The sequence below is a fragment of the Chania multitudinisentens RB-25 genome (assembly GCF_000520015.2).
GTDB lineage: Bacteria > Pseudomonadota > Gammaproteobacteria > Enterobacterales > Enterobacteriaceae > Chania > Chania multitudinisentens.
Genome location: NZ_CP007044.2, coordinates 1,792,089 through 1,808,386, shown reverse-complemented (window position 1 = coordinate 1,808,386; position 16,298 = coordinate 1,792,089). Strand labels below are relative to the sequence as shown.

General features: G+C 51.8%; 12 protein-coding genes. All 12 read right to left on the bottom strand.

What is annotated here, in order from left to right; translation table 11 throughout:
• Positions 1-43: 43 nt before the first annotated feature.
• Genes tssM through tssE form a run of 12 tightly spaced genes read right to left on the bottom strand, consistent with a single transcriptional unit; the run spans position 44 to position 16,292 of the window.
• On the bottom strand, positions 44-3,577 hold the full coding sequence (gene tssM / locus Z042_RS08000; protein WP_024911325.1) for a type VI secretion system membrane subunit TssM: 3,534 nt from the start codon (positions 3,575-3,577) through the stop codon (positions 44-46).
• A gap of 31 nt (positions 3,578-3,608) precedes the next feature.
• Positions 3,609-5,006, bottom strand: coding sequence for a type VI secretion system protein TssA (gene tssA, locus Z042_RS07995; RefSeq protein WP_024911324.1), 1,398 nt, complete (start codon positions 5,004-5,006; stop codon positions 3,609-3,611).
• 5 nt (positions 5,007-5,011) lie between these two features.
• Positions 5,012-5,680, bottom strand: coding sequence for a type VI secretion system-associated protein VasI (gene vasI / locus Z042_RS07990; protein ID WP_024911323.1), 669 nt, complete (start codon positions 5,678-5,680; stop codon positions 5,012-5,014).
• Positions 5,681-5,682: 2 nt separating this feature from the next.
• Entirely contained in the window at positions 5,683-6,474 is a 792-nt protein-coding gene (locus Z042_RS07985; RefSeq protein WP_037406039.1) for a Fis family transcriptional regulator, read from the bottom strand.
• On the bottom strand, positions 6,471-9,074 hold the full coding sequence (gene tssH / locus Z042_RS07980; protein ID WP_024911322.1) for a type VI secretion system ATPase TssH: 2,604 nt from the start codon (positions 9,072-9,074) through the stop codon (positions 6,471-6,473). The genes Z042_RS07985 and tssH overlap by 4 nt, the downstream gene beginning before the upstream one ends.
• Before the next feature lie 10 nt (positions 9,075-9,084).
• Entirely contained in the window at positions 9,085-9,852 is a 768-nt protein-coding gene (gene icmH / locus Z042_RS07975) for a type IVB secretion system protein IcmH/DotU (protein WP_024911321.1), read from the bottom strand.
• Complete coding sequence (gene tssK / locus Z042_RS07970) at positions 9,852-11,198, bottom strand: type VI secretion system baseplate subunit TssK (RefSeq protein WP_024911320.1); 1,347 nt, start codon at positions 11,196-11,198, stop codon at positions 9,852-9,854. The genes icmH and tssK overlap by 1 nt, the downstream gene beginning before the upstream one ends.
• A gap of 2 nt (positions 11,199-11,200) precedes the next feature.
• A complete protein-coding gene (tssJ, locus tag Z042_RS07965; protein WP_024911319.1) occupies positions 11,201-11,710 on the bottom strand; it encodes a type VI secretion system lipoprotein TssJ in 510 nt (169 codons plus the stop codon).
• The gene (gene tagH, locus Z042_RS07960; RefSeq protein WP_024911318.1) at positions 11,707-13,014 is read right to left on the bottom strand and encodes a type VI secretion system-associated FHA domain protein TagH; all 1,308 of its coding nucleotides are present in this window, start codon (positions 13,012-13,014) and stop codon (positions 11,707-11,709) included. Before tagH ends, tssJ begins: the two co-directional genes overlap by 4 nt.
• Before the next feature lie 25 nt (positions 13,015-13,039).
• Positions 13,040-14,092: a type VI secretion system baseplate subunit TssG gene (gene tssG, locus Z042_RS07955; protein ID WP_024911317.1), complete on the bottom strand. Its 1,053-nt coding sequence runs from the start codon at positions 14,090-14,092 to the stop codon at positions 13,040-13,042.
• Complete coding sequence (gene tssF / locus Z042_RS07950; protein WP_024911316.1) at positions 14,056-15,852, bottom strand: type VI secretion system baseplate subunit TssF; 1,797 nt, start codon at positions 15,850-15,852, stop codon at positions 14,056-14,058. The genes tssG and tssF overlap by 37 nt, the downstream gene beginning before the upstream one ends.
• Complete coding sequence (gene tssE, locus Z042_RS07945; protein ID WP_024911315.1) at positions 15,852-16,292, bottom strand: type VI secretion system baseplate subunit TssE; 441 nt, start codon at positions 16,290-16,292, stop codon at positions 15,852-15,854. The genes tssF and tssE overlap by 1 nt, the downstream gene beginning before the upstream one ends.
• Between the last annotated feature and the right edge of the window lie 6 nt (positions 16,293-16,298).

The window sequence follows — 16,298 nt, the reverse complement described above, 5'->3', positions numbered from 1 at the left end:
GCGTCTCTCCGCATACGCTGCAAGAGAGACGTCATAACCACAATTAATACAGCGTGTCAGGTAACGTGAATTTGCTGAACAGCCCCCCGGCGAACGGGTTGTCAGATTCATCCACATGAATGCGGTAGGTCATATCACCGCCATCCACTTTGAAACGCACGTCGAATGAATTGGTGCCCACATTGGTCAACTCGCCTGCGTTGATCAGCCGCAACTGCGCCCATGGGCCGCTAAAACCAATGGTGCGCGGGGATTTGTCGCTGGCGTCCGGTACCAGGGTGACCTTGCTTTCAACACCTGCACGCATGGAGTTAGGCCACACCAGATGCACCACGCTGCTGCGGCCATGCGCGTAGTCCAGCAATTGCCCATCCAGATTCAGCACGCTGCGGCGTTTATTACCACTCAGCGTCATCGGTTCAATGGCAAACTGCGCCCCCAAGCCGTTCTGCACCGAGAAGAAGGTGTCACGAATGCGCTGCGCCTGCTCCAACTGCTGCAACACATCAGGCCGGATCAGCAACTGGCCGTCATTGCCACTGCTCAGGTTGTTCTCAACAAAGGGTTTCAGGTTCTGCTGATAAAAGGCGTCGAGCGTGCCTTTTGGCGCGAAGAAACGTTCAAATTCGCTCAGCGGAACATCTTGTTTAGCGTCGGGATCGAACGGGTAGCGGCCTGCCAGATAGGTCTGATACTGTTTTACCACCGTATCATTCCACTCAACCTCCAGTGATTGGATAGCTTCCATCATCACCACACGCCAGGCTTGCTCTGCCAGATCACCCACCCAACGATTCAGTGGCTCCGGCAGGTTTTTGGCCTGCTGCTGGACTTCGAAGATCGGGTCACTGCTGTTTTGATCCAGACGTAACTGCACCGCCTTCAAGGCTGCTTTACCTGGGGCAGGCGAGTTCTGGATCGCCAACAGATAACGATGCAGTTCAGTCAGTTTTTGATACACACTTTGGATCACACTGTTTTTATCACCGTTTTCAACCAGCACTGCCGTTTCTGGAGCAAACTCACGGTGGATACGCCCCAGCAACTGGTAATCGGTTTTTTGCAGTAAATCCTGGCGTTCTTTGCCCACCAGAGCATCAGGGATGCCCGGCTGGTGCGTGTTATCACTCAGCGTTTGCAGCGCACGGCGGAAAGGTTGTTCACCGCTGATTACCTGTTCGATTGCGCTGATGGCCTGTGGCAAATCGCCAAACTCGCCCACTGACAGGTTGTTCATAGCTGCCCGCCAAGTGGCGGTATAGTCACCAATATACTGTTCAGTGACCTGGCGCTGGATCTCTTTGCGGTCGGCCTCGCTGTATTCAACATTTTTGGTGAGATTAAGCACCCAGCTATCCATCACCGTCAGATCAACCAGTTCTTCATTCTGCTTGGCAAAATAGTTCTGCAACCCGTTTCGCGTCAGGAATTGCGGCAGCACCAGCAGACGATCATTGTTGGAGAAAAATACGGTGTCAAAGCTGGCGCCAATCTGGTCGCGCAGGTCAAGCGCTGGCGGCAATATCTCTTGCGCCTTAAGCCGCAGGTTCTGGTAAACACGCTGATAAATGGAGAGCTTGCTCAACTCCTGCTGCGCCAACTGGATTGGCCGCAGATAAGGCACAAAACTCTTGATGGCATATTGATCGCCACTTTCCCGCGCCGCCCGCCAATCAGTATGCTTCAGCGCATAGTCAAGGTGGCTCATCAGTTGCTGCTGTAACTCACGCTGGCCGTTGAACTGCTGGCTCCAGCGGTTACTCATATATTGTTCAACCAGCGGGATATTGCGGCCGCTGCCATCTTCCAACATCCGCATCACACGCAGAATCTCGAGTTTTTCTTCGCTGCCCTTCGGTGCGGCATTCAACTGTTCCAACAGGCCACTCATCAACGCTGGAACGAAGCGTTGCTGCAACAGTTGCAGATAGGTGCTTTCGACATAAGGGCCGATATTCCCGCCCTGATACAATCCCATATCCGCCAGGAAGGTATTTCTTTCATGATAATCACCGTAAGCCAGCGTGGCATCACGGATAGGATTCAGCAACGGCAGTTGCAGATTGCCGTAGCGATCGTCCCCTTTTGGCGTCGGGATCGAGAGAAAGGTTTTTGCCTGGGCTAGCACTTCTTGCCCGGCTCGGTAGTTGGCCTGGTAGTAATAATACCAACAGCCCCATAAGGTCAGCGCCGCCAAGGTGCCAACACCCGAGAAAACCATCATGCGTTTTCGGGTATTACGCAGCCAGATACCGTTCTCGCCCGCCAGATTCGGCTCCGCCAGCAATACCTGATTAAACAGCTCTTTGGTGAAATAAGGGGCGGTATCGGCCACCGGCCAGGTTGGGAATGCCTGTGGTGCCAGGTGATACTGCACGGCGGCAGACTGGGTAAACACATCATCCATTTGCCCACGCTGCTGAGCAGAGGTGAGGTAAATACCGCGTAACAAGGGCTGAGCATGTTCACTGCTGTACAGAATACCTTCCAGCAGTTGCGTAACATACTCTTGCAAGCCCTGCATCTGGCGGGTAAAGCTGAACAATTGGCTACGTTGTCCGGCATCAACACTATTGAGCATCATGTCCGGCATCGCGCCATTCAACTGCGTAATCCACTGCTGCCAGAACTGCTGCAACTCTTTCTGCCAGGCATGAGCATCCGCCGTCTCCAGGCTGAATGTCACCCCCAACACCGCTTCCCGCTGTGCTTTATCCAGCGATTGGTACATCGCCTCAAAGCCGTACAACAGATCCAGTTTGGTGAAAACCACATACAGCGGCACTTGGCTATGCATGGCCAAGCGCACGTCCTGCAAGCGCTGGTGGATATCCGCAACATAGTTTTCCCGCTGGGCTTTATTCGCCGTCATCAGTTGATGGAGATCGACAGTGAGAATAATGCCATTGAGTGGCTGACGTTTACGGTGCTCAACCAGCCAGGACAGTAAACTCTGCCATAAGCGGCTATTGAGTGACGCTTTACCCGGCATCGCCGTGATCGGTTGTTCGATCAGTTCACCAGCCGGATCAATGATCACCGCCTGCTCGCCCAACCAGCAACGCACTCGCAGCTCTGCGGCATCTTCTACGTTGATATGTTCAGGGCCCGTAATTTCGGTCAGCTTATAGCCTTCTTTAATTAAGGTGCTTTTCCCGCTGTTGCGGGCACCGATAATCATGTACCACGGCAAGCGATACAGGTATGCGGGCGTATTCATATGGCGCTGTAGCTGACGTTTCCAAGCGTCCAGATAGTGATCCTGTTGTTCAATATCCGCGAGCACCGGGTCATCAACCTGCGTTTTAGCCTGCAAATGGAGTTTTTCCAATTGCTGTAAGCGCCTAACCACTTTCAAGCTAAGCCAGCACACGGCCACCAGTACGAAAACGGCAGTCACCAGCCAACGGCTTAATAATGTTTCAAACGGGCGGTTCTCTTTCCACTGCCATTCCGGCCCATATACCCATACCCAAATTAATGCCATGCAGGCCAGCAGGGCCAATACCACGGGGACAGACGCTTTCAGGCGTGGAACGGCGGGCCTGGCTATGCGAATAAAAGACGGCAATTTCATGCATTAATACTCCTGTTCCATTCCCTGGCAATCACGGCTTGAGCTGCCGTTGCTTTTCTGTCAGCAACGCGATCAACGTGGGCTCCCATTCGCTTAACTGCAATTGCTGCCCTACCTGCAATAAGCTGTGATACTGCTGCTGCGCCAGCGAGGTTAGCCCCGCTTTTTCGAGTAACTGCGCACTGAGCAATTGGTGGTAAAAGCGATCCCTGGGTTCGGATTGCTGCTGTTGCCGGTTGAGAGTCTGTAACGCAGCTTCCAGTCCTTGCTGTTGATAGCATTGCCAAATTTCATCCTGTTCAATAGTGTTACTGCCCCCCTGATGCCCCGTATCCTGCTGTAGCCAATCAGCGGATTCAGTGGAGAGGAATGGCGTCATATCGGTAAAAAAGAGGGTTCTTAATGCAGGGATACGCTCTAAAAATGCGCTGAGTTCATCACGGATAGCCCGTGCTACATGCTCATAACCCAGCCTGATAGCAATCTGTGCCGAAAGAACATGCCCATCCAGCCAATAAGGGGCCAGCGTCAGGCTCTGTTCCACCTGCTGCCACAAAGCCAGATCCGCACTGGCCATGCCAGCCAGGTAATCTGCGGTCCGATCGGCAGAAACGGCTGCCAAAGGGGTGCGGCCATCGTTCTGCGCCATCGGTGGCGCAGTCAAACTGCCCCAGACCGCATGGCGGCGCAGGCGGAAACCGATGGCAGCATCAGGCTGTAACTCACACAAGAGATCCGCCATTTTCAGCAGCGTTTGCCGCCAAGCCTTGTCGTTAGAATTATCAATGGTCAGGCTGGGGGCCACCGTGCGCGGTGCGGATGCTGCCGTCATCGCCTGCGCTGATGAGCCTGCTTCGCTAAATGCAGGAGAGGGCACCTCAACCCTGCGCTCCGGCTTCCGGGCATAGCTGATGCGTAATGCATCCACCTCTTTTGCCAACGCGGGCTCAGTGCTATGCCACACCTGCGCCAGATGCGCCAGCAAGCCTTGCACACTCTCGCGTTGTGCCTCATTGGCTTTCTGACTAAAACTGCTGCTGGCACTGTCAAAACGTTTCAGGATCTGTTGGGCAAAACGCCGCTTATGCAACGGATTCTGGGGCCAGGCGCTGGCCCAGAAATGCTGTACATATTCAGCCAAGAGTGAAATAGCCAGCATCAATTCGCCCGGTTCACCCGCATGTTGCAAGGTACGCAACAGATGCACCATCAAGCGGAAGTCTTTGCTTTTTTGTGCAAACAACGCCATGGCTTGCTGTTGCAGATCATCAATATTCAGTGTGCTATGCGCCAGCGAACCCAGCTTGACCATCTGGCTGTCGATATATTCCCATTCGGGATCGTCATCAGCCAATGCCAGTGCGGTCTGTTCTGGTGTCAATGGGGCAAGCAACAAGGCATGCCAAGGATGTTGCGATGTGATATCCATAGACCTTACCAATGACAAGCGTTACGCAACGGTTTCAACACCTGCGTCAACTGAGAAATATTAAATGTCAGCCGGGGAAACCCGCCGGCCGTGCCCGCAATCGTCAGCGTTTCGGCCGACATCAGGCGTTTGATTTCATCAATACCGGCCAAGCCACGGCTGGACTCCAGCAGATAACCGTTCTCACGCAAGAACCACTGCACGTCAAAACGATCATGATCGGCAGTTAAGGTTACAGAACTCTCTTTTTGCGGGCTGGCCAGGGCAACCTGCAAACGCGTAATATTATCGATGCAACTCAGCATCAACACCGGCCGCGGAGGGGGGATACCAATAGCGGGTGTAGTGAGCAACACCATCGGGTTTTCCCCTTCCCCTTCGCTCACCAGGAACGCCGTTGAGTGATCCAGACGCCCTTTTTCCTGCTCCATGGCTCTCTGCCAGGCTGGCCCTGTGTTGGCCGGGTTGATCGTTTCCCCTGTCAGCAAAGACAATGCATTGTCATAACAATCCAAACGCAGCAACGGCGAGGTTTCACTCCGGCAGCGCATCATTGATGCCAGTTGCTGAGTCGCTCCTGCCTCAACCGCAGGCTCACGGAATCCCGCGGCCCAAAGGGAAGCAGAATGGCCGCCAGAAAACAGCAATGAACTGATTAGTAACCACATATTCATAGCTAACACCTATATTTCGCTAACTTGTAAGCCAAGGTGCGCGGCGCAATACCCAAACTGGCAGCGATGCGGGTTTTATCCAGACCATACAGGCGTTGACGCTGCGTCAAAACGGCGCATTCGAACGCTTCTACCGCCTCGGTCAAGTTATCTATTTTGCTGTAGTCCTGAGATAACCCCGGCATAGCGGGCACATCAGAGGTGCTGAGAGAAACCAGCAACTCATCCAACTGTTTTACACGCTGTTGTTGGGATTTAAACACCTGACGAATCTGGCTTAATTGCGATCTCAATTGCTCAATCTCTTGCAGCTTGTTGAGGCGATGCTGAAAGATATGGCAATAAATACCAAATATGCCGCGAGTATCAGCAAAACGTGCAATATTCTCGGCAAATACCGCAATCACACCGCAAGCACGCCCGTGAACATCAAACAACGGCAAGGCATATAACCCGCACTCCAGCGGCAATTCCTGAACAAACCCGCGGAAATCATCATCTTCGATGCGTACCCCTTGGTACAGGGAATCCCATACCTCGGGCAGACCGTTGCGCAATACCTGTATCAACGGGTGGCTGATATCTTCAATATGCGCATCCAGTTTTATGGATGAACGCCGGTTTTCATCAGGTTGGCGGTAACAATCAAGACGCCCTTCATTAGCATTGAACATCGCCACCATCAGCGCGTTGAAGCGCTGACGCTGGTGATTGATAGCCAGAAAACAGTGAATTAATTGTTCAACAGAATCATTCTCTAATAGTGCAAGCACGCTTTTCAGCCGCTGCCTCATATCGCCTCCTCAACTTGCGCGGTAAACACATTTTCCTCCGCCGCAAGCCTGATATAACCAATCGCCGTACCAGCGGCCATTTTCTGCAACAACAGCAAAGAAACCGGGGGCAACAACGCACCATCGATAATCGATTCCAGCATACGAGCCCCATTTTCCGCCCGGGTGGCACGCAGCAGGATCTCTTCAACCACTTCAGGTTCAATCACCACTTCGGCGTTAAAACGCTGACGCAGGAGATGATCCAGGCGGCTCAATTTGCCATGAATAATGGTTTGCAGCGTTTCTTTACCCAGCGGCAGGTAAGGCACCACTTCCATCCGCGCCAGCAAAGCGGGTTTGAAGAAAGCGGCTAATTCAGGGTAAAGCAGTTCGTTAAGCTGCTCCGGCTGTTCGGCATAATCGACAATAGTCTGATACCCCAGATTGGAGGTCAGAAAGAACACCACATTCTTACAGTCAATCACGCGGCCTTCACCGTCGGCCAGTTCACCTTTATCGAAAGCCTGATAGAACAGGTTCAGTACGTCTGGATGCGCCTTTTCAACTTCATCCAGCAACACCACCGAATAAGGTTTCTGGCGGATGGCTTCCGTCAGCACCCCTCCTTCGCCATACCCCACGTAGCCCGGTGGTGAACCAATCAGCCGGGAAACGGTATGCTTCTCTTGGAATTCAGACATGTTGATCGTGGTGAGATATTGGCGGCCACCGTAGAGCAGATCGGCAATCTGCAACACCGTTTCCGTTTTACCCACCCCGCTGGGCCCCACCAGCAGGAAAGCGCCCATCGGGCGGCCTGGGCGGCGCAAATCGGCCCTCGCCGTCAACAGATGCTGGTGTAAACAGTGGATCGCCGTCTCTTGGCCTTTGATCTGCTGGCCGAGATAGGTAGGGAGTTCGGTCACCACCGCCAGTTCGCTCTGGGAAAGCCGATTCAACGGCACCCCGGTCCATTCAGCGATCACTGCCGCAATCTGGCTTTTATCCACATGGGGAGACACCAAGGTCTGATGGTGTTGCAGCTGTTCCAGCTCTTTATCCAGCTCTGCCAAGCTGGCCGCTTGCTCATCCGTGGCAGCTTCTTCCTGCGTTAACAGGATCGCGCGCAGTGCAATAATCTGCTGCACCCATTGCCGCTGTTTTTCCCAACTGGCATTCAATTCCGCCAATTGCCGTTCCGTCTCTTCACTCTGCTGCTTCAGCACGGCCAAACGCTCGTCCGGGCGGCTTAAATTAAGGCGCTGTTCCCGTTCAAGCATTTGAATTTCCAACGCTTGCTGTTGCAGCTCTGTTTTCAGTGCCGAAACCTGCCGCGGTGCCGAGGTTAAATTGATCGCCACCCGCGCTGCGGCGGTATCCAGCACATCAATCGCCTTATCGGGCAGTTGGCGGCCAGAAAGGTAGCGGTCACTCAGGATCGCGGCAGCCTGCAAGGCTTCGTCATCGATCAGCACGCCGTGAGCCTGTTCATAAATGGTGCGCAGGCCACGCATGATCACCGTTGCCTCCTCGGCACTCGGCTCAGAGACATTAACTAACTGGAAACGGCGCGAAAGTGCCGCGTCTTTTTCGAAATACTTTTTATATTCGCCCCAGGTAGTGGCCGCGATCGTTTTCAGTTCGCCGCGCGCCAGCGCCGGTTTGAGCAGGTTGGAGATGTCTAATCCCCCCTGCTGGTTCCCTGCGCCAATCAGGGTATGCGCTTCGTCGATAAACAGAATGATCGGCGTGGCCGACTGAGCAATTTCCGCCATGATGCCTTTAAAGCGTTTCTCAAACTCCCCTTTGACTGCCGCCCCGGCCTGTAACGCCCCTAAATCCAACGTCATCAGCTCGCTGTTGCGCAGTTTCTCTGGCACCTGATTCTCTACAATGCGCAGCGCCAAACCTTCAATCAATGCGCTTTTCCCTACCCCGGCTTCCCCAACCACAATCGGGTTGTTTTTACGGCGGCGGCAGAGAATGTCGATCATCAGATCGATCTCCTCATCGCGGCAGAGCACCGGGTCCAGGGTGTGATTCCGCGCCTGCTCGGTCATGTTGCTGGCATAGCGAGCCAGCAGGCTTTCCCCGTTGATGGCGGCGGTTTTACTGGCTGCGGCGTTTTTATCTACCTGCGGCGTTTCGGCGGAGTCGGCCGTCCAATCAGCAAAATTCTGGCGCAGTAATTCACGGTTAACCGGCGATAACAACCGGCTGGCCGCCGGTGTCAGGTAACGTAATGGGCTGAGCAGCAGGGTTAATAGCATGACGCCGCTGCGTAACTGGCTATGCTCCATTTCTGTCGATGCCAGTAACCAGCTATCCTGCAACCACTCCACCAGCAAGGGGGAAAAGCTTGGATAAGCCTGTGTCACTGACTGGTAGCTCACAATACGTTGATCGAGCAATTCCCGCAGTTCATCACCATCGATACCGGTCTGGTTCAGAATTAAGCGGACGTCACTCAGCGGTGTAGCGATCATGTGCAGCAACACCTGAGAGACGGTAATTTCGGCTTCCTGCTGACTGACACAATGTGCCGCCGCCGCTTCCAGTGCATGACGGGCGATCGGGTTAAGGCGGTTTACCAGCGTGGGCAAGTCAATCTGGATCATCGGTGCTTTCCTAGCTCAATAAGTTGTTTAGCTGCTGCAAAATATCCTGAGTCTGGTTGTGCAGATGGACGGCATAAAACAGATAGATCACTGCCAATAGGCCTAAACCACCCCAGAACAGATGCTTAATGGTTAAACGCTTACTCAAGTAATAACGGCTACCCAGGCGGCTTTGCTTTTGATGCAGAACAGTCGGCGGCGCTTCACCACGCAGCTGATGCAGCTGGTGATGCAAACGGCGGAATAAACGCTCAAAGTCATCGCTGTTCTGCACCGTCACTTTGTAACGGCCGCGATAGCCCAAACAGAAGCAGAGATAAATGAATTCCAGCAAATCCTGATAACGCTTGGGTTCTCCCATCAAACGTTCCAGCAGGACATACACTTTCTCTCCGCCCCAGGTTTCATTATGAAAATGCACTAGCAGAGATTGCTGTAACCAGCCGTTTTGGGTATTCCAGCCATGCCCTAAGGCGGTTTCATCAATAAAGGTACACAACACGTAGCGGAACGAGACAATCGCCCCAGGCTCATAGCCTTTGGTTTGCAGGAATTGTTCAATAGCGCGGATATCCGTGACCACTTGCTGATAAAGCTGATCCGGCAGCGGCTGGTTTTCCATGTCTTTCAGGCGCAACACCATGCCCAGTAACGGCGTGGCCGCATCAATCATGGCATTCAGGCTTTCCCCGCGCAGGGCAAGTTGATATTGCCGATAGGCCGCTGCGGTTTCCTGTGTGGGGGACAAGATATTGTCAGTGACGGCATCCATTTTCATTAGCTACTCCTGATTGCCCAGAACTGCATATCCAATTCAGGGAAATCACCCGAAACGTGGAAGGCAATCGCATTGCTCTGCTGGATTTCTTTCCAGGCCGGGCTTTGCAGATCCAACATGAAGTAGGTGTATCCTGAATGGTAAGGCAGTTGGCGCGGCGCCGCAGAGAGAGCCACCAGCGGTACGCCAGGCAGTTGTACACTGACCAGTTCGCGTATCTTCTCCAGCGTGGTGATTTTCGTTTGCTGAATAAACTGGCGGCGCAGCTGTTCCTGCGGGATCTGAGCACGCACTGCCAGCACAAAGTCAGCGTTGTGCAACAGCTCACGATCGTTGATGGTTGCCACGCGGATACCATGAGCCTGCACATGCAGTTGAATAGAGATGGCCCGCGGCGTCAGTACGGTGCTGAGCACCTGGCGCATCGCCAGAAATAATGGCTGGAAACTGTTGGTCAGATCGTCATGGTTATATATCGGAAATTCCCCGGCCAGGCGGGATTCATCGGTGAACGTCCGCAACTCACCGCAGGTCTGTATCAGTTGACTGTAAAAATCCTGTGGATGCATCACTGCCTGATGAGCCAAATGGGTAAACAGCGGCTGCGCCCGGTTGAATACCTGTAACATCATAAATTCGGCTACGTCAGCAATCCCTTGTTGCCCGGGCGAACCAATACGTTTTGCCAACAACCGAGCACGCTCAACCAGCGTTCCTTCCACTTCATCCATAAAACTTTGCAACTGGTTGGAAACGCTGAGGGTGGTACAGGTCGGGATAAATTCTTCATCCAGGATCAATGAGCCATCGGGGCGTTTCTCTTTGATCCGGCACAACGGCAACACAGAATAGGCGCTGAGATCTTCCGATCCTTGCATCAGGCGCGGGGCCAATTGGGCCAGCATCAACTGGCTGACATCACCACCGTCGGTGTGTAAATCCCGCACATCATCGGTATGTTCACGATAGCGGATTGCACCTGGCATCTGGCTTTGCTGGTTAGCCACTTCATTGATCACGTCATTAAGCATCGGCAACGCCAGATAAATATCCCGGCTTGCCGCGTCGTTGCAGTTCAAGACATCCAGCGGTTTTGGGGCGTAATCCTGATAAGGAATATCAAACACGGTGCCATCGGCCATACTCCCGCTGGCCGCACTCAGCCCAACACGGCCCAGCTTCAGCAGTTCCTGATTCAGGATCAGCGTGTTGAAACCGTAACTGTAGTTTTGCAGAGCCGTGATCCGGCGCTGTAGCTGATAATCGTTATGCCTTTGCTGTTGCTGAAAATGTTGCGGTTTGATGAACAATCCTTCGCGCCAAATCACCCGATTCTTGGTCGGCATGGTTATTCTTCCTCTCTTCTTAATTCAATCTCACCCGATCTAAGGTGAACCAAAACGTTATAGTGATGACCCGTTCCATTGAGTTTTATTATTTTTTTCCACTCGGTGCGGTTAGCGTCGGAATAATAGGCAATAACACCCAGATAGTTGTTGTTCTCTTCCAGCTTGATCTGTGGCAGCGGTTTATACTGGTTTGGCAATAACGTGTATTCCTGGTGATCGATGTAATTTTTACCCAGCGTTTTTTCCAAGGTTTCATTGCTCAGTTGATCATAATCCGCCGCCAGCAGTTTGGAGTCTTCACTGAGGTACACCACCGTAATTGCCGTGGGTGAAGGTTCACCTTTTTCATTCGGGTTGATATCAGGCTCCGCAAACAAGGTCATTTTGACGGTTGACGGCTGGTCGGCAGCCCGATTGGCATTTTTGTCAGATTTCCAGACCGTACATCCTGACAGTAAGAACACCAGGCACAACACCGCTGTCAGAAGGTAGCCTCTGCCATTACTCATCGTTCACTGTCCTTCATTCCTTGGCGCAACGCCTGGTCATAAGCCTGTTCATACACTTCGCCAAACAGTTTTTCAAAACCCTGCTGCCGGCTGGAGGCCAATTCCTGATAATAGTTTTTATACATTTCCCACGCCCAGGCTGAGTCCCTTTCCTGGCGCTCATTACTACGCAGATAGTGGGTAAAACGCGTCAGTAAACGCTCAGGGGAGAAAGCCTCCAGCATGGCGTTTAACGCTTCTGTAATCGCTTGCTGATTAGCTTGATGATGCAGGCGCAGGTTATGCAGGCTCTCAGCCACGGCAGCAGGGGCCGAAAGGTGAACCGGGCTTTTCTGATCGGCAAACAGCACGCTGAGCGTTGTGTCGTAATCCATATTCAGGCGCAATGGGTTATCTTCAATCGGCCGTAAATGTTTATCCCGCAAGCCATGCTGGCTGCGTTGCAATGCCAGCAATCCTTCAATAGCGGCCTGAAGGGTTTTACCTGCTTCTTCAAGAAAATCATTAGCTTCCTGGCTGTTACGGATGGGAAGTTGAGCATCAAGGCCGCGCATCAACGGCGTAATAGCAACATGCTGTTGTTTCATTTCGTTATCTGAATTTGAACGATCTTTTTGGCCAGAAAGAAAATTACTGATCTGTGGTAAATCGAGAAACTCCTGATCCATTGCACTGTCCTTCGCGGTATCAGAAAGTGGGGAAGAAAAAAGCGGATTACGGTAACGATCCTGCTGGAGTGAGTGCTCCGCCTCAAGCGTAGCGGTGAGCGACCCGTGCGTCGTCAGGCTTTCGGTTTCCAGCACCCGTAAAGGATCATGGCTGAAACTGTTGACAATGGTCGTAGCCAATTGGCTATTCTGCACCTGATGGACCGGCGTTGCCCCCCCTTCCATCATGGCGTCCAGCGGATTGCTGTAGCTGGATACCAGTGACTCAGGTGAAACCATCAACGGATCGAACCTATCGGCAGCCGAGCGGCTGATATGGCTTTTGATGACCAGATTACCCAGCGTAATTTCATCCCCTTGCTGGATGCGAACAAAACCGGCATTCCCCGTCAGCACTGACTGGTTAATATTCACAGAACCGTTCAGCACACGCAGGCAAAAGGAACCATCACGCCACTCAATGATAAATTGCGAAGGGCTGATATTGCCGCCTTGATCCTGGATAGACCAATGATGGCTGCCATCACTTCCCACGATCCCACCCTGTGCATGAAACAGGCTGCTGGCCTGTTTGCCACTTTCCAATTTATCGCTGTTAATTACCCGCAATGATAACGTTGGCTGCTGTTTATCCATGATCTCTATTCCTGAATCCTGATTGTCATTCCATCACGCTGATGGTCACATGAGGCTTTTGTTCCGGTTGCCCAAGAAAACTGGTCCAACCCAGCAAATTATTCTGTTTTGCCCCCAAAACCATGCCACCAACCTGTTTTTCCGCCAACCCCAGACGTAAATCCCACGCAAACTGATCGCGCATGATGAAGGCAACAAACATCACCAACGTCGCATAGTTGGCACCGTTAGGTAAAAATGATAAAAACTGCTCGCGCGTCAGTTTATTGATGCACAGCAAAAACTTCCCACTGCAATCCGCCACCTGCGATCCAAGAGAGAAATTAACGCCAAGGACTGATTTTTCGTGATATTTCTTGCCACGGATTTTCACCTTCGTTCCTAAACGGGTCTGCTGTGAAGGGGCTATCGTGACCTTGCGCAACTGCCAGCTGTGTAACGTCACATCGGCTAAGTTGAAGCAGTGTGAAACTAAGCTGCATATCACTTCAGGGGCTCTGCCCGGGCTGGCCAGCAATCCGGCATAAGCCAGCATTTTTCCGTGATTAATCTTGAGGTTGTTACGAACGCTTTCACTGCCTAAACCTACCAGCGCAAACATACGCTGTGAGAAAGCGTCATCACCACTGTTTTCAAAACAGATGTAGTAGCGATATTTGCGCCAGATCTGATGCAGCAGGGTTAACAGCCGGTGGTTGAATACGTTCAGAAAATCCGTCAGCCGGTTTTCATTTTGCGCATCTTCCCAAGCCAGAGAATCGAGGTAATACCCTGGCAAGGGTGACTGGCTGCCATGTAGCCCAAGGAAAGAAACTTCAAGTTCAAACTGACCACGGGCAGAGGTATCCAGCGCGATAACATCCCGGGTAGGAAATGCCAGGCTGGCCGTGGATTTAAAACGGATAGCTTCGTTACCCGGCATTGCTGCGCCGGTGGAGTTTTGCCACGCTACCGCCATTTGGTTAAGTAATTCAACCAATTGGTAAAAGTTATAGCGTGAAACATCCAGCACCTGCTTTTCCGATGTTCCCTCAACAACGTTCACATCAATGCATGTTGACCCGTCTGTACCGGCCATTCGTAACATTCCTGATTATCAAGATTGATGACTTTTAAAAGGTGAAACGCATTGACGCTGGCATACAAAGAAAAGAAGCGTGCCAGTACCGTACTGAATAGGTAGAGCTCGCCTTCAGAACTGAAAGCACTTTGCTCCAGCCAAAGCGTGGTTTGCAGACCTCTGATGGGTAACCCACGGAGCAATCGATCAATAGGCTGGGTTTCGATACGTTGAATGGCATCAAGCCTTTTTTGCGACCCACGAGCGGATTGCCGATTGTGTATACTGGGAAAATCATAGGTATGTAAAATTTGCTTCAACGCGTCTATATCCAATAATGACATGTAGTTCAATGACATATTGGAGAGCAATGACCAATGCAAACTCCCGTCCAACACCGGATACAGCGGTACTGAAGGCCGGGTAATATTGCGGAAGGTCGCAAATGAAGGGCTATCTTTCGTTCGCTGGCTGATATCACCAACGCGCAATGACAGAGGTAATTCCCGGTTGGTGCATGTCATACCAACAGACACATTCTCTTCAGCCAGCGCCAGCTTCGATTCGTCACTGCGAACAAATGAAATATAGTGCTCAAATCCTTTACGGAATAAAGAATTCTTTACCCGTAAACGGTAATACAGAGTGCTCTGTTCTTGCGCATTTTCAATCTGATGGTGGAAGCTTTCAAACGCGGTATAGGTTCGCGCATAGCCACGCGCACGGCCTTGCGCCATCGCCTGTTCATTCAGCCAACTGTCAACGCGATCCACCGAGAAAATATCGTAACGCTCAGGATGCTGATAGCTGGCGCACAGAGGATATTCCGTTTGGGTACCATCCAGCTCAATCGCTTCACTGTCGTGATGGAATAGGTTTATCGCAGGCGTACAATTCATGCGCAGGGTGGTTGGGCGTATTTTCACCTCGGGCGGCAATGCTTGAGAAAAATACAGATTCAACGTGAATTCACTGGCATTTAAATGCGGCGGTAAATCGACGATGCCAGTCACATCAAAGAACAGGAAACCTTCAGGGAAGCAGAAATACTCCTGCAATATGCGATACCCCATATAGGCGTTTTTCGGGTATGGCAATAAAGCATCTTCACGTTCAAAACCCACCGGGTTAAAGTCAAAATCGGGCATTGGGATAGTGATCCCGTTGACGACCAACTCGGCCTGCTCAAAATGGTGATTAATCCAGAAATACAGTTGTGTACTGGTGTAATGATCTTCACCCAGATAGAAACGCAGTTTCCCAAGTTGCAGATCCTGCAAATTCAATTCTGCTTTCGCGGCAAAATCAAGACTCAACACCGCTTGTTCATTGCTGTTGTTCGCGGAGATATTGCGAATCTCCATCGGAAATAACCAAACATCACGGCACAAGGTAAAAATACATTGAGGCCCGGAACTCCGCTCGTTTCTTTGCTCAATGGGAACACTCATCACCTGACTGCCCCGTTTGATCAAGGTCGCTTCAGTGACAACGCTTTCATCCGGCGTGTATTCGATAATCGTCATGCTGGGGATTGGCCGTAAATAGTTCGGCCACAGCATATTCAGCAAGCCATGAGTTAGCTCGGGGAATTGATCGTCGATCTTTTCACGCAAGTTACCCGTCAGAAAAGCGAAGCCTTCCAACAGGCGTTCAACATCCGGATCCGAGCCTCGTTCGGATAAAAATGCGGCAAGATGAGGCCGTTCAACTGCGGCATCTCGTCCTAATTGCCGGAGATAGTCCAACTCATCCCTGAAGTATTTTTCGAACGACATTATGCTTCCTGGTTAAGGCAGTAACGGCGGTTATTGTCCAACTGGATATTGAATTCGACGACATCGCCGATATTGTCGAAATTAACGTAAGCACTGATATGGAAACTTAATAACAGCGGATCGCTATGGTTGATTAAAGATTGAACAGTGACCGCAGAGATCCGGGGTTCATAATTCTCAATACACCCTTTAATCGCCTGCTCAATATTCTTTCTAAAATCAGAAGTCGTTGCAGTAGCATCATTGAGATCAATAACCCCTAGACCTACAGCACTTTGACAAGCACCAGGACGCGAATTAAGGACTTCATTCAAATGCTGTTTGATTGAGTTCAACAGTTCCTGAACACGTGTACGCGAGGAAGGGCCGGAGCCCTTCCCCTGGATACGCTCAAACAAGCTGGCAGAACTCCCTCGCTCCCAATTGAGAAGCGCAGCCATAACTTG